This window comes from Betaproteobacteria bacterium, from assembly GCA_016791345.1.
Classification (GTDB): Bacteria; Pseudomonadota; Gammaproteobacteria; order Burkholderiales; family JAEUMW01; genus JAEUMW01.
This window is the reverse complement of record JAEUMW010000064.1, coordinates 1-12,757: the sequence shown is the minus strand read 5'-3', so window position 1 is coordinate 12,757 and position 12,757 is coordinate 1. Positions and strand designations below refer to the sequence as shown.

Genomic DNA, 12,757 nt, shown 5'->3' with positions numbered 1-12,757 from the left:
TCCGCCATGGTGATGGCAGCGGCCGGTCGCGCGAGGACATAGCCACCGCGCGAACCGCGCGTCGAAACCACCAGTTCGTCGCGCGCGAGCATCTTCAGCACCTTGCTCACGGTGGGCGCGGAAATGCCCACCTGCTCGGCGCTCTCGTGCGCGCTGTGAACCTGCCCCTCGGCGCGCGCCATGAAGGTCATGATGACCGTGCCGTAGTCGGTAAGCTTGCTGAGTCTGAGCATGGGAGCAACCGGGGTGGTCGGATATCGGCCGCGATGCCAGGCAGACCACTCCTGGTCCCGCCGTACACCACGAACGGGGACAATTTTAGTCCTCTATGGATGGACAGGCAAGCACGCTGCGTACGGCTCCCCGTCAGCCGGTTGGGGGCGGCAGTGGAAGCCGACGCTCGGATGCTGCGGTGCGCCGACAGCGACCCCGTATAATTAGGGGGTTACCATCACCGGAGCCCCCCGTTGGGGGCTGAGTTCGAGATGAATCGGGGTCTCGCGCGTCGAACCGTCCTCTTCCTGGCTTGGGCACTGATTGCCTGTGCGTCCGCGCACTCCCGGGCAGTGCCAGTGATGTCGGTGGACGTCGCAGCGGAATTGCAGGCGCTGCTCGCACACCACGCATCCCTGCCCCAGGCAGCCGCGCCGACTGCAAACGATGCAGAAGCGCTGAGGTTCTACGCCACCCGCGGCTTCACACCCGCCTGGGTCGTCGACGGCCGTCCCACGCGCCAAGCCGAAGAAGCCGTCTCCCTGCTCGAACGAGCCGACCAGCAAGGCCTCGCGAGCGCCGATTACGGCGCACCCTACCTGCGCGCGCGGCTCGTGACGCTGCAGCACGGCGACCACGCCGCATCCGCCCACGATCTTGCGGTGTTCGATGCCGAACTCACGCTGGCGCTGGTGCGTTACACGTCGCATCTCGCCCACGGCCGCGTCGACCCGCGCCGGATCTATCCGGATCTTCAGGTCGAGGCACGCCCCGTGGACATCGCCGCGCTGCTGCAGCGCGGCCTCGAAGGCGACCGCCTCGCGGCCAGCATCGGCAGCGCGGCACCCGATCTGCCGCTCTATGCCGGTCTGCTCCGCGCCTTGGCGCAGTATCAGGTGCTCGCGGCGGGACCGGCGCTGCCGCTGGTTCCCGTGCCGTCCGGCAAGATCGCACCGGGCACCGTCTTCGCGGGATTGCCGCAACTCAAGGAGCGGCTCGTGGCCTTCGGCGATCTCGACGCCGCCGCGCTCAAGCGGCGCGACGCTGATCGCTATTCCGGGAGCGTGATCGATGCAGTCAAACGCTTCCAGTACCGTCACGGGCTCGCCGACGATGGCGTGCTCGGGCAAGCGACGGTCGCCGAACTCAACCGCCCGGTCGCGGAACGCGTGCGACAGATCGAGATCGCGCTCGAGCGCCTGCGCTGGCTTCCGTCGAAGCCGACCGGCCGCTTCCTGGTGGTGAACATTCCGGAATTCAAGCTGGTTGCCTTCGACCCGATGCAGGCCGGCGCGCACCCGCTGCTCGAGATGCCGGTGATCGTCGGCCGCGCGGAGAAGACGCCGACACCCATATTCGCCGGCGATGTCGCGTACCTGGACTTCAGCCCGTACTGGAACGTGCCGCGGAGCATCGCAGTCAAGGAACTGCTGCCGAAGCTCAAGGCGGATCCGGGCTATCTCTCGCGCGAGGGCATGGAAGTCGTCGGCAACGGCGTGCGCACCGAACTCGACGCCGCGACCCTGTCCGAACTCGAGCGCGGCGCGCTGCGGCTGCGCCAGCGCCCCGGGACGAAGAACGCGCTCGGCGGCGTGAAGTTCATGTTTCCGAACGTGCACGACGTCTATCTCCACAGCACGCCGTCGCCCAAGCTCTTCAGCCGCACGCGCCGCGACCTCAGCCACGGCTGCATCCGCGTCGCCGATCCGGTGGCGCTCGCGCAGTTCGCGCTGGAGGGCCGTCCGTCGTGGGATGCCACGCGCATCCGTGCGTCCATGAGCCTGCCGCAGCCCCTGCGCGTGAACGTGAGCGAGCCCATTCCCATCCTCATCTTCTACACGACCACCGTGGTCGACGCGCAGGACAGGATCCGCTTCCTCCCCGACATCTACGGCTACGACGCCACGCTCGCGCAGACACTGGCCAAGCGCACGCTCGCCGTGCACTGACGGCAAACTCCGGGCGGCTGTCTTCCGGCACTCAATTGGACTCGGGATACCAGTTCTTGCGCCAGACGCGATACGGCACGATATAGGGCGGCAGGCCGTTGTCGAGAAACCACGAGTCCACCGCCCACATCCCCCCCGACGCCGTCTCCACGATCACCGCGGTCGCGTGCGGTACACCCCACAGCAGGTGACCGCGCTTGAGGACGGGCCCGACCGTGTGCCACTCGAGCAAATGGTCTGCGGCGAGCATCTGCAGATACGTCGTGCTGTTGGTGGCCTCGTCGACGCAATCCATCTGACCCGGTCGCGCGAAACCCCTCACGTCGCCGCCCAGGTCGCGCCAGGTTCCCGTATACGTGCCGACCATGTCCTCCATGAGCGCGATGGCGGCGGCGATGCGTCCGCGCTCCGCTGCGGCATCCGGCGGCGAAGGCGCGAAAACACTCCGCACGCGCTGCCATTCGGCGGCGGACAGGCCAACGGTGACGACCACCGAACAGGTGTGCCCGTGGCACACGGAGAAGCGGCCGGGAACCGGATCGGCAATGAGCACGGGGCGACGGTCGAAAAGCGCCTGAGCCTGGGTCGACACGGTCGTCGCTGCCAGCACGGCGCCGAGCGTCAGCGCACCAACCGTGCACCGCTTCATTGCACGGGACGCCGCGGCTCGTCCCGGTGCTCGCGGCGGAAAGCCCAGGGCGGTTGTGGTTGCGGCTGCGCCCAGAGGCCGCGCCCTGCCGCCCGCGCCTCCCGCTCGGCCTGTGCCAGGAGGTCGTCGTCCGCCGTCCAGGGACGCCCCGGGAACACGTAATGCCAGGCGAGCCCCGCCTCCACCTGGCGCAGGTTCACACTCACCCCCTGATCGACGTAGACCCAGGCGAGCAGCCGCCCGTATTTGTCGATGCCGTCGTAAACGATGGTGACCGGGCGGGATCGCGCGAGCTGCATCAGATTGCGCCGCGAGACGTTCGCATAGGGCTGCGAGCGCTCGGGTGCGTCGATGCCGCGCAGGCGCACGCGGAAACGCCGCCCCCAGTCGTCGCGCAACTCCAGGCTGTCGCCGTCGTCGACCCACAGCACGCGCCCGGTGAGCGCTTCCGACTCGGCGCGGGCGCCACATAGCCACAACGCCTGCAGCAGCGCGATCAGCGCGACCCACCGCCGGTGGGTGAGCAGCGCCCCGCTCACGCCGGGCGCTTCTGCTCGACCCGGACCTCGGCGCTGCCCGCCGCGAAGGTCAGCGACAGCCGCTCGTCGATGCTCACCGCGGAGGCCGCCCGCACGATGCTGCCGTCCTGGCGGCGCGCGATGGCGTAGCCGCGGGCGAGCACGGTGGCCGGGTCGAGATGCGCGAGTTGGGCGGCCAAGCGGCCGACGACGTCGCCCCGACGTTCGAGCAGGCGGCGGGCAGCGCTGCGCAGCCGGTGATCGAGGATCTCCAGACGACGGGCGCGCTGCAGCACCTCGGGGCGGCACGCCGCGTGGCGCTGCGCGGCGAGCGCAAGTCGATGCACGGCCGCCGCATGCGTGCGCGCCCGGGCGCCGCGCAGCCGGCTCGCCAGGTGCGCCAGTTGCGCCGCGCGCCGACGCAGCAGATCGACCGGGGACAAGAGCCGCCGGCCGAGATAGTCGACCTGCTGCATCCGCTGCTCGAGGCGCCGTCGCGCCGCCCGCCCGAGCCGCTGGCGGTATTCGGCAAGGCCCGCGGCAAGCTCGGCACGATTGGGGCTGACGAGCTCGGCGGCCGCCGTCGGCGTCGGCGCGCGCAGGTCGGCGACGAAGTCGGCGATCGTGAAGTCGGTCTCGTGGCCGACCCCGCTCACCACGGGGATCGGCGAGGCGGCAATCGCGCGCGCCACGCACTCCTCGTTGAATGCCCACAGATCCTCGATGCTGCCGCCGCCGCGGCATACCACCAGCACGTCGCACTCCGCCCGCTCGCCGGCAGCACGCAGTGCATTCGCAATGCGCACAGCGGCGCCTTCGCCCTGCACCGGGGTTGGATAGACGCGGACAGCGATACCCGGCATGCGCCGCGCGAGCGTCGTGAGAAAGTCGCGCAGCGCCGCTCCTTCGCGCGACGTCACGACGCCGACGGTGCGCGGAAAGCGCGGCAGGGTGCGCTTGCGTGCCGCGTCGAACAGCCCTTCGTTCCTGAGCTTGCCCTTGAGCCGCTCGAACGCTTCGAACAGGGCGCCGATGCCGCCGCGACGCAGCGTCTCGACATTGAGCTGAAACTGGCCGCGCGCCTCGTACAGCGTGACGAGCGCCAGCACTTCGACCCGTTCGCCGTTGGCCGGCAGCGACCCGAGCAGCGCGGCGCGCTGGCGAAACATGACACAACCGACCTGGGCGTCCCTGTCCTTCAGCGTGAAATAGCAGTGACCGGAACCGTGACGCAGGAAACCGGACACCTCGCCCGCCACCCACAGCAAGGGAAAGGTAGCTTCGAGCGCACCGCGCGCCGCGCGATTCAGCTCCGCCACGCTAATGACGCTGTCACGGGTGCCGGCAAACAGGCTTTCCATGCTAAGTGCGGCTCGCGAAGCCAGACGCGGCGCGGGTCTGCGCGGCACGCGTGCGGGAGAGCGAGGAAGCACGCCATTTCTCACCGCCGTACCGTGCCAAATGCCCGCCAGAGCAGGGTTCCGCGCCTCCCCGCGCTGCAAAAACATCCACACACCGGGGCCTTGCCATCGACGATCTGCCGCAAACCCAAGTAAATCGGGGCAGTTTCCCCAAATGGATGATATGCAAGCAAAAAATCGCGGGCACTTTTTGGGCGCAGGAAGAAAACTCTTTTGCCAGACCCGACTTAAGCATGCTTTTTACAAACTACACACAAAGTTATCCACAGCAAATGTGGAAAAGGGCAGGACTCCCGGCCGGTATTCCACAGGGCCGGCCGCAATCCCCTGCCAAGGTTGCGGAGACGCCATTACGAGGATACATTTCCGCCTTTCGCAAATTCGGGAACAGTGCGGTGATCGACATCATCCAGGCAGCGGGCTGGCCCATCTGGCCGATCATCCTCTGCTCCATCGTGGCGCTCGGGATTATAGGTGAGCGCGCGTGGTCCCTGCGGCAGAGCGCGGTGGCGCCGAAGAATCTGCTGTCCCAGGTCGTCCACGAATTCCAGCAGAATGGCGTGACGCCGGAGATGCTCACCCGGCTCGCCAGCGACTCCCCGCTGGGGCGCATCTTCGCGGCGGGTCTGCGCAACGTGAAGAGCTCGCGCGAGATCATGAAGGAGTCGATCGAGGAGTCCGGGCGCGGCGTCAGCAACGAACTCGACCGCTTCCTCACCACGCTCGGCACCATCGCCACCATGGCACCCCTGCTCGGCCTGCTCGGCACCATCATCGGCATGATCGAGATCTTCGGCGCGCAGACCGGGGCCGGCATCGCCAACCCGCAGCAGCTCGCGCACGGCATCTCGGTCGCGCTCTACAACGCGGCCTTCGGCATCATCGTCGCCGTGCCGGCGCTCATCTTCTATCGCTTCTACCGCGCCAAGGTCGACACGCTGGTGGTCGAGATGGAGCAGCAGGCGATCAAGCTCGTGGAAGTCGTGCACGGCGAGCGCCAGGTCTGAGGCCCGCGCAGCCATGAACTTCCGCCGCAGAGGGGCTCGGCACGACGACCCGGAAGTGAACCTGATCCCGATGATCGACGTGCTGCTCGTCATCGTGATCTTCCTCACCGTGACCACCACCTATTCGCGCTTTTCCGAGTTGCAGATCAATCTGCCGAAGGCGGACGCGGAGAAGCCGCTCGATCGGCCGGAGCAGATCAACGTGGCGGTCGATACGACCGGACGCTACGTCGTGAACAAGACGCCGGTCGCCTTCACGACCGTCGACGGTCTGGCGACCGAGCTCAAGAAGGCCGCCGGCGAGATCACCGATCCGGTAATCATCATCAACGCCGACGCCAACGCGACACACCAGTCCGTCATCCAGGTCATGGAAGCGGCCCGCGTCGCCGGCTTCGGGCGCATCACCTTCACGACGCAGTCGCGTTCCGGCAGCAAATAGCGCATCGTGCGCGCCGGGGCTCGGGGGTGGGGCCCCAGGATGCACCGATGAATCTGCTGGAGCGGACCTGGTATCGCGCAACGCCGGTGTGGCCGCTCGTGGCAGCCGCCCTGTTGCCGCTCGCAGGTCTGTTCGCGCTGCTCTCCGCGCTGCGCCGCGGGGCTTACCGGGCCGGACTGCTGCCCACGGTCGCGCTGCGCGTGCCCGTCATCGTGGTCGGCAATCTCACGGTCGGCGGCACCGGCAAGACACCGCTCGTGCTCTGGCTCGCCGCGGCGCTGCAACGCCGCGGCTACACCCCCGGGATCCTCAGTCGCGGCTACGGTCGCCGCGCGGGCGCGCCCGCCGCGGTGGATGCCGCGGCAAGTGCGACGGAGGTGGGCGACGAGCCGCTGCTGCTCGCGCGCGCGAGCGGCTGTCCGGTCTGGGTGGGCGCCGACCGCGTCGCGGCAGGCACGCGCCTGCTCGACGCACACCCGGCGTGCGACGTGCTGATCGCCGACGACGGCCTGCAGCACTATCGCCTCGCGCGCCGCGTCGAGATCGCCGTCGTCGACGGTCAGCGCGGTCACGGCAACGGGCTGCCGCTCCCCGCCGGCCCCCTGCGCGAACCGGTGTCGCGGCTTGCGCACGTTACCGCGGTGGTGGTGAACGCAGCGTCCTCGTCCGCACCGACGCTTGCCGCTGCGACGTCGTCGTTCGCGATGCGCCTTGCGGGCACGCGTCTGTGCAACCTCGTGCGCCCTGCCAAGATCGGCGACCTCGCGCAGTTTCGCGGGCAGCCGGTGCACGCCGTGGCCGGCATCGGCAATCCGCGGCGCTTCTTCGACGATCTCGTCGGTCACGGCCTGCAGGTGACCCCGCACGCCTTCCCCGACCACCACACCTACCGCGCCGAGGACTTCGACTTCGGCGACGATGCGCCCGTCCTGATGACTGAAAAAGATGCGGTAAAATGCGCGGGCTTCGCGCGTGCCCACTGGTGGGCGCTCATGGTCGAGGCGCAGCTCGCACCCGGCCTCGATGAACTCGTGATGGAACACCTCCAGGGAAAATAATGGATGCCAAGCTGCTCGACCTGCTGGTGTGCCCGATCTGCAAGGGACCGCTGCTCTACGACAAGACCGCGCAGGAGCTCGTGTCCGTGGAAAGCGGGCTCGCTTATCCGATCCGCGACGGCATTCCAGTGATGCTGGAAGACGACGCGCGCCGCCTCACGCCCGAGGAAATCGAGGGCTGGAGGAAGAAGCGCTAGGTCGTTTTCTCGCGACTCCTGCCTCATCCCCTCGCCCGACCCTTGCACATGAACTTCATCGCCGTCGTCCCGGCGCGTTTTGCTTCGACGCGCCTGCCGGGGAAGCCCCTGCTCGACATCGCCGGCAAACCGATGGTGGTGCGCGTCGCCGAGCGCGCGCTCGCGAGCGGCGCAAGCAGGGTGATCGTCGCGACCGACGACGAGCGCATCGCGGAGGTCTGCGCAGCGCACGGCGTCGGCTGCATGCTCACCCGCCGTGACCACGCCACCGGCACCGATCGCATCGCCGAAGTCGCCGCCCGCGAGGGATTCGCCGATGACGAGATCGTGGTCAACGTGCAGGGCGACGAGCCGCTGATCGACCCGGCCTTGATCGCGGCCGTGGCCGAACACCTCGCCCTGCATCCGTCGGCCGCGATCGCGACGGCGGCACACCCGATCGGCGATCGCCAGACCTTCGTGAACCCGAACGTCGTCAAGGTCGTGCTGGACGACGCCGGCTATGCGCTGTACTTCTCGCGCGCGCCGATTCCGTTTCCACGTGATGCCGAACTGGCGGGCGACACGGCATTGGCGCGTGGGTTGCCGGCGCTGCGGCATATTGGTCTTTACGCCTATCGAGCGGGATTTCTCAAGGCCTATCCGCACCTCGCCGCCTGCCCACTCGAAGCGTTCGAGGCGCTGGAGCAGTTGCGCGCCCTGTGGCACGGCCACCGCATCGCGGTCGCCGTCGTGCACCACGCGCCGGCCGCGGGAGTGGATACGGCAGAGGATCTCGCCACAGCCCGGATGTCATTCACGTCCTGAATCGCTGGCAACGACGCCACAACGGCGGCCGATGCGCATATAATCGTAAGAATAACGAAGGAGGAGGCCCGGCGCATGCCGGCGCAGACGGGCCGACAACAATCAGCGCATCACATCGGAGCCCGCGTTCATGGCTGACCGTTCGCTACGCCTGATCCTGCTCGGCGCGCCCGGCGCGGGCAAGGGTACCCAGGCTGGATTCATCACGCAGAAGTACGGCATTCCGCAGATCTCCACCGGCGACATGCTGCGCGCCGCGGTCAAGGCCGGCTCCCCCCTCGGACTCGCCGCGAAGAAGGTGATGGACGCCGGCGGTCTCGTACCCGACGACGTCATCATCGGGCTAGTGCAGGATCGCATCAAGCAGCCCGACTGCGCACACGGCTTCCTGTTCGACGGCTTCCCGCGCACCATCCCGCAGGCCGAGGCGATGCGCGAGGCCGGTGTGGCGATCGACTACGTGGTCGAGGTGGACGTGGACGACGCCGAGATCATCAAGCGCATGAGCGGCCGGCGCGTGCACCTGGCATCCGGCCGCACCTATCACGTGGTCTTCAATCCGCCACGCGTCGCCGGCAAGGACGACGCCACCGGCGAAGACCTCGTGCAGCGCGAGGACGACCGCGAAGAGACCGTGCGCAAGCGCCTCGCGGTCTACCACAGCCAAACCAAACCGCTCGTGGACTATTACGCGAACTGGGCCGCCTCCGGCGCTCCTGGTGCGCCGAAGCACGTCAGGATTCCCGGCATCGGTTCGGTCGAAAACATCCGCGATCAGATTTTTGCCGCATTGGGTTAGCGACTCGCAAAGACCGCAACCCGCGGATTACCTAGCACTCCCAGGGAGGGAGCATCACCATGGCGAAGCGAAACGCCTTTTACGCTCAGTCCGGCGGGGTCACCGCCGTCATCAACGCATCCGCCTGCGGCGTCATCGAAACGGCGCGCAAGCACAAGGACCAGATCGGCAAGGTCTACGCCGGCCGCAACGGCATCATCGGTGCGCTGGAGGAGGACCTCATCGACACCGGCAAGGAATCCGATGCCGCGATCGCGGCGTTGCGCTACACGCCCTCTGGCGCCTTTGGCTCGTGCCGCTACAAGCTGAAGGGACTGGAGCAGAGCCGCGCCGAATACGAGCGCCTGATCGAAGTCTTCAAGGCGCACAACATCGGCTACTTCTTCTACAACGGCGGCGGCGATTCCGCCGATACCTGCCTCAAGGTTTCGCAGCTCGCCGAGACGATGGGCTACCCGATCCAGGCGATCCACGTCCCGAAAACGGTCGACAACGATCTGCCGATCACCGACAACTGCCCGGGCTTCGGCTCGGTCGCCAAGTACATCGCCGTCTCCACCCTGGAAGCCTGCTTCGATGTGGCCTCGATGTGCAAGACGTCGACCAAGGTCTTCGTGCTCGAGGTGATGGGTCGCCATGCTGGATGGATCGCTGCCGCCGGCGCGCTCGCAGCGCGGAAGGAAGGCGATCTGCCCATCCTGGTGTTGTTCCCTGAGGTGAAGTTCGACCAGCCGAAGTTTCTCGCCAAGGTCGAGGCCATGGTCAAGGAGCAGGGCTACTGCGCCGTGGTGGTCTCGGAAGGCGTGCAGGGCCCGGACGGCAAGTTCCTGTCCGACCAGGGTCTGCGCGATGCCTTCGGCCACGCCCAGCTGGGCGGCGTGGCACCGGTCATCGCCAACATGGTGAAGGACAACCTCAACATGAAGTTCCACTGGGGGGTCGCCGACTACCTGCAGCGGGCGGCGCGCCACATCGCATCCAAGACCGACGTCGCGCAGGCCTATGCCACGGGCAAGGCAGCGGTCGAGGCAGCGCTCAAGGGACGCAACTCGGTGATGCCCGCGATCAAGCGCGTCTCGAACCGTCCCTACAAGTGGAAGATCGAGCTGGCGGACCTGAAGGATGTCGCGAACAAGGAGAAGTTCATGCCGGAGGACTTCATCACCGAAGATGGCTTCGGCATCACGCGCAAGTGCCGGACCTATCTCGAGCCCCTTATCGGCGGCGAGGACTATCCGCCCTACGTGGACGGCCTGCCCGACTACGTCCGCCTCAAGAATGCTCCGGCCGCGAAGAAGCTGTCGACCACTTTCAAGGTTTGAGGTTCACGGCCGGGGCAACGTCCGGCTGGCACCGAACGCCCAGGATCGGTAGAATCCGGCGTTTTTCAGGGACGAAGACCGCGCCAGGCAGCCAGGGCGCGGTCGGCTGTTTTTCTCTTCCAGATAGGGGAGTCTCATGGGAGCAGGTCTCACATTCGCGCTCGTGTGCGCGGTCATCGCCATTCTCTACGGCGCGGTGTCCATCAAATGGATCCTCGCGCGCCCCGCGGGCAATCCGCGCATGCAGGAAATCGCCTCCGCCGTCCAGCAGGGCGCTTCGGCATATCTGAACCGCCAGTACACGACGATTTCGGTGGTCGGGATCATCCTGTTCATCGTGATCGGATTCACACCCGGACTGGGCTGGCCGACCGCAATCGGCTTCCTCCTGGGCGCCGTGCTATCGGGCCTCACCGGATATATCGGCATGAACGTTTCGGTGCGTGCCAACGTGCGCACCGCCGAAGCCGCGCGCAGCGGCCTCAACGAAGCCCTCACCGTGGCCTTTCGCGGCGGCGCCATCACCGGCATGCTGGTGGTTGGCCTGGGTCTTCTCGGCGTGGCCGGCTATTACGCCGTCCTGCTCGGCGGCGCCGCTCCGGACACACCGGTGTCGGAAGTGGTGAAGCCCCTGGTCGGACTCGCCTTCGGCGGCTCGCTCATCTCGATCTTCGCGCGACTCGGTGGCGGCATCTTCACCAAGGGTGCGGACGTCGGTGCTGACCTCGTCGGCAAAGTCGAGGCCGGCATTCCCGAGGACGATCCGCGCAACCCCGCGGTGATCGCCGACAACGTGGGCGACAACGTCGGCGACTGCGCCGGCATGGCTGCGGACCTCTTCGAGACCTACGCGGTGACGACGGTGGCGACCATGCTGCTCGGCGCCCTGCTCTTTTCCAACCCCGAGATCTCAGCAAACGCGGTGGTGTACCCGCTCGCCATCGGCGGCCTTTCCATCATCGCCTCGATCATCGGCGCCATGTTCGTGAAAGCAACGCCCGGCAAGAAGATCATGAACGCGCTCTACCGCGGCCTCATCGTCGCTGGCGTGATCGCGGCCATCGCCTACTACCCCATCACCCAATGGCTGATGGGCAACATCGCCGTGCAGTATCCCGAACTCTCGGTGATGCGCATCTATCTTTCCGCCATCGTCGGCCTGGTTCTCACCGGCCTCATGGTGGTCATCACCGAGTACTACACCGGCACCGACTTCCAGCCGGTGCGCCACGTCGCGCAGGCATCCACCACCGGCCATGCCACGAACATCATCGCCGGCATCGGCGTGTCGATGCGCGCCACCGGTTGGCCCGTGCTTGCGGTCTGCCTCGCCATCCTCGTCTCCTACTGGCTCGCCGGTCTGTACGGCATCGCCATCGCCGCCACCTCCATGCTGTCGATGACCGGCATCATCGTCGCCCTTGACGCCTACGGTCCGATCACCGACAACGCCGGTGGCATCGCCGAGATGGCGGAGCTGCCGAAAGCGGTGCGCGACATCACCGACCCGCTGGACGCCGTGGGCAACACCACGAAGGCAGTGACGAAGGGTTACGCCATCGGCTCCGCCGGCCTCGCCGCGCTGGTGCTGTTCGCCGACTACACGCACGCGCTGGAGTCGAGCGGCAGCGTGCTGCGCTTCGACCTGTCCGATCACATGGTGATCGTCGGTCTCTTCATCGGCGGCCTCATCCCCTACCTCTTCGCCGCCATGGGCATGGAAGCGGTCGGTCGCGCCGCCGGTTCCGTCGTCGTCGAGGTGCGTCGTCAGTTCAAGGAGATCCCGGGCATCATGGCGGGCACCGCCAAGCCCGACTACTCGCGCGCGGTCGACATGCTCACCAAGGCCGCCATCAAGGAGATGATCGTTCCGTCGCTGCTGCCGGTGCTGGTGCCGATCGTCGTCGGCCTGCTGCTCGGTCCGAAAGCGCTCGGTGGCGTGCTGATGGGCTCCATCATCACGGGCCTCTTCGTCGCCATTTCGATGACGACCGGCGGCGGTGCGTGGGACAACGCCAAGAAGTACATCGAGGACGGCAACTTCGGCGGCAAGGGCTCGGATGCGCACAAGGCCGCGGTGACGGGTGACACCGTCGGCGACCCGTACAAGGATACCGCCGGCCCCGCCGTCAACCCGCTCATCAAGATCATCAACATCGTGGCACTGCTGATCGTGCCGCTGATAGGCGGCGCCGGCGGTGGTCACGCCACCGGTGCGCCCGCTGCGTCGCACGGCACGACCGCCCCGGTCGCCGTAGCCGTGGTACCGGTCAAGGTCTTCTTCGAGGTCGGCCAGATCGTGCTGAACGACGCCGGCAAGAAGAGCGTCATCGACTTCGCCGAAGTGATGAAGAAGGACGGCACGGTCGTGGCGG

General features: G+C 67.3%; 12 protein-coding genes and 1 pseudogene. 9 read left to right on the top strand and 4 right to left on the bottom strand.

Going from position 1 to position 12,757, the window contains the following annotated elements:
* Nucleotides 1–233: Rrf2 family transcriptional regulator (locus tag JNK68_02530; GenBank protein ID MBL8539227.1), on the bottom strand; the 233-nt coding region annotated here is incomplete at its 3' end.
* A 342-nt stretch (nt 234–575) separates the two neighbouring features.
* Here JNK68_02530 and JNK68_02525 point away from each other — a divergent pair.
* Nucleotides 576–2,162 (top strand): L,D-transpeptidase family protein, encoded by a 1,587-nt coding sequence (locus tag JNK68_02525; protein MBL8539226.1) that lies wholly within the window; start codon nt 576–578, stop codon nt 2,160–2,162.
* Between the two features lie 31 nt (nt 2,163–2,193).
* Here the strand turns inward: JNK68_02525 and JNK68_02520 are convergent, their stop codons facing one another.
* The 3 genes from JNK68_02520 to JNK68_02510 are packed head-to-tail and all read right to left on the bottom strand — an operon-like array spanning nt 2,194 to nt 4,690.
* Entirely contained in the window at nt 2,194–2,811 is a 618-nt protein-coding gene (locus tag JNK68_02520) for a hypothetical protein (GenBank protein ID MBL8539225.1), read from the bottom strand.
* Nucleotides 2,808–3,350 carry a thermonuclease family protein gene (locus JNK68_02515; protein MBL8539224.1) on the bottom strand — a complete coding sequence of 181 codons (543 nt, stop codon included), beginning with the start codon at nt 3,348–3,350 and terminating at the stop codon, nt 2,808–2,810. Before JNK68_02515 ends, JNK68_02520 begins: the two co-directional genes overlap by 4 nt.
* Complete coding sequence (locus tag JNK68_02510; protein ID MBL8539223.1) at nt 3,347–4,690, bottom strand: exodeoxyribonuclease VII large subunit; 1,344 nt, start codon at nt 4,688–4,690, stop codon at nt 3,347–3,349. The genes JNK68_02515 and JNK68_02510 overlap by 4 nt, the downstream gene beginning before the upstream one ends.
* Before the next feature lie 455 nt (nt 4,691–5,145).
* Between JNK68_02510 and JNK68_02505 the strand changes: the two genes are divergently transcribed.
* From JNK68_02505 to JNK68_02470, 8 genes and pseudogenes are all read left to right on the top strand, one after another.
* On the top strand, nt 5,146–5,757 hold the full coding sequence (locus JNK68_02505) for a MotA/TolQ/ExbB proton channel family protein (GenBank protein MBL8539222.1): 612 nt from the start codon (nt 5,146–5,148) through the stop codon (nt 5,755–5,757).
* 13 nt (nt 5,758–5,770) lie between these two features.
* Nucleotides 5,771–6,199 carry a biopolymer transporter ExbD gene (locus JNK68_02500; protein ID MBL8539221.1) on the top strand — a complete coding sequence of 143 codons (429 nt, stop codon included), beginning with the start codon at nt 5,771–5,773 and terminating at the stop codon, nt 6,197–6,199.
* A 47-nt stretch (nt 6,200–6,246) separates the two neighbouring features.
* Nucleotides 6,247–7,257 carry a tetraacyldisaccharide 4'-kinase gene (locus JNK68_02495; GenBank protein MBL8539220.1) on the top strand — a complete coding sequence of 337 codons (1,011 nt, stop codon included), beginning with the start codon at nt 6,247–6,249 and terminating at the stop codon, nt 7,255–7,257.
* Entirely contained in the window at nt 7,257–7,454 is a 198-nt protein-coding gene (locus tag JNK68_02490) for a Trm112 family protein (protein ID MBL8539219.1), read from the top strand. Before JNK68_02495 ends, JNK68_02490 begins: the two co-directional genes overlap by 1 nt.
* Nucleotides 7,455–7,502: 48 nt before the next feature.
* A complete protein-coding gene (gene kdsB, locus JNK68_02485) occupies nt 7,503–8,261 on the top strand; it encodes a 3-deoxy-manno-octulosonate cytidylyltransferase (protein MBL8539218.1) in 759 nt (252 codons plus the stop codon).
* Between the two features lie 130 nt (nt 8,262–8,391).
* The gene (adk, locus tag JNK68_02480; protein MBL8539217.1) at nt 8,392–9,060 is read left to right on the top strand and encodes an adenylate kinase; all 669 of its coding nucleotides are present in this window, start codon (nt 8,392–8,394) and stop codon (nt 9,058–9,060) included.
* Nucleotides 9,061–9,119: 59 nt separating this feature from the next.
* Complete coding sequence (locus JNK68_02475) at nt 9,120–10,382, top strand: 6-phosphofructokinase (protein ID MBL8539216.1); 1,263 nt, start codon at nt 9,120–9,122, stop codon at nt 10,380–10,382.
* A 136-nt stretch (nt 10,383–10,518) separates the two neighbouring features.
* Nucleotides 10,519–12,570: pseudogene (locus JNK68_02470) on the top strand (sodium-translocating pyrophosphatase).
* Nucleotides 12,571–12,757: the final 187 nt, after the last annotated feature.

Excerpts from the sequence above, each read along its gene's own strand:
- JNK68_02475 (MBL8539216.1), top strand. The coding sequence starts at position 9,120 with ATGGCGAAGCGAAACGCCTTTTACGCTCAGTCCGGCGGGGTCACCGCC.
- kdsB (MBL8539218.1), top strand. The coding sequence starts at position 7,503 with ATGAACTTCATCGCCGTCGTCCCGGCGCGTTTTGCTTCGACGCGCCTG.
- adk (MBL8539217.1), top strand. The coding sequence starts at position 8,392 with ATGGCTGACCGTTCGCTACGCCTGATCCTGCTCGGCGCGCCCGGCGCG.
- JNK68_02495 (MBL8539220.1), top strand. The coding sequence starts at position 6,247 with ATGAATCTGCTGGAGCGGACCTGGTATCGCGCAACGCCGGTGTGGCCG.
- JNK68_02510 (MBL8539223.1), bottom strand. The coding sequence starts at position 4,690 with ATGGAAAGCCTGTTTGCCGGCACCCGTGACAGCGTCATTAGCGTGGCG.
- JNK68_02500 (MBL8539221.1), top strand. The coding sequence starts at position 5,771 with ATGAACTTCCGCCGCAGAGGGGCTCGGCACGACGACCCGGAAGTGAAC.
- JNK68_02520 (MBL8539225.1), bottom strand. The coding sequence starts at position 2,811 with ATGAAGCGGTGCACGGTTGGTGCGCTGACGCTCGGCGCCGTGCTGGCA.
- JNK68_02490 (MBL8539219.1), top strand. The coding sequence starts at position 7,257 with ATGGATGCCAAGCTGCTCGACCTGCTGGTGTGCCCGATCTGCAAGGGA.
- JNK68_02525 (MBL8539226.1), top strand. The coding sequence starts at position 576 with ATGTCGGTGGACGTCGCAGCGGAATTGCAGGCGCTGCTCGCACACCAC.